The following is a 961-nucleotide window of genomic DNA, read 5'->3' as shown; positions in this document are numbered from 1 at the left end:
GCTGATTGAGGAAGCTGTTGATTGTAAAGCCAGACATAGCGGTTCAGCGTCGTCTCCAATTCTTCGCCTGACCGGAAGTGGTGGCTTTGCAGCACCTCCTCGATGCGGCCATTGAAGCGTTCGACCATGCCGTTGGTTTGGGGTGACTTTGGCGGTGTCAGGCGATGATCGATATTGAGGTCTGAGCAGAGCGTGTCGAACTCGTGCGCGCCCGTGGCCGCGCGCTTGCGTAGACCAAAGAGCCGATCGGTGAACTCCTTGCCATTATCCGTAAGAATTGTGCGGATGCGCAGCGGACAAGCACGTTCCAGGTCACGCAGGAAGCGGCGCGCATTGGCCGCCGTCTTTGTCCTGAAGATGCGTATGAAGACCCAGCGTGTCGCGCGGTCGATTGCCACGAAAAGGTAGCGGCGGGAATTCTCATCAGCCATCTGGGGCAGGTATTTCACATCGATGTGGATGTAGCCGGGCTCATACGCTTTGAAAGCGCTGTGCTTCGGCTTTGGTGCTTTGGCCTTCAGGTCACGCAGGTTTCCCACACCGTGCCGACGCAAGCAGCGGTCCAGGCCAGAGCGCGAGACATTCGGGTTCAGGAACTCACGCACCACAGCCAGCAGGTCATCGAGCGAGACCAGCAGCGTCGTGCGCAGCGCCACAGCGACCGCTTCCTGCGCCGGGGTCAACGTCGTCTGCAGGCGGTGCGGCGTATGGCTGCGGTCGTGAACGCTGTCGCGGTGCTTCCACTTATACACCGTCTGCTCCGTCGTGCCGAAGCGTTCCGCCAGGGCCGATGCAGGCTCGTCGCTCGCCTGGATCGCCGCCCTGACCTTTGGTGTCGTCGTCGCCTGCTTGTGAAGATGGATCAGCATGGTCGCACCCCGTCCCGAATGTCCCTCAGAACCGATCCTGCCATGAAAAACGCGGATCGCCGAGGGTCTATGTGATCATCCGGGATGGAACA

The 961-nt window shown here is 60.4% G+C and carries 1 protein-coding gene; it reads right to left on the bottom strand.

Going from position 1 to position 961, the window contains the following annotated elements; translation table 11 throughout:
- Nucleotides 1-869 (bottom strand): IS481 family transposase (locus E1B25_RS21975; RefSeq protein WP_132831686.1); only part of this gene is annotated, 869 nt, incomplete at its 3' end.
- Between the last annotated feature and the right edge of the window lie 92 nt (nt 870-961).

This window comes from Antarcticimicrobium sediminis, from assembly GCF_004348975.1.
Classification (GTDB): Bacteria; Pseudomonadota; Alphaproteobacteria; order Rhodobacterales; family Rhodobacteraceae; genus Antarcticimicrobium; species Antarcticimicrobium sediminis.
Note: the sequence above shows the minus strand (reverse complement) of the source record. Positions and strands in the feature narration are given on the sequence as shown.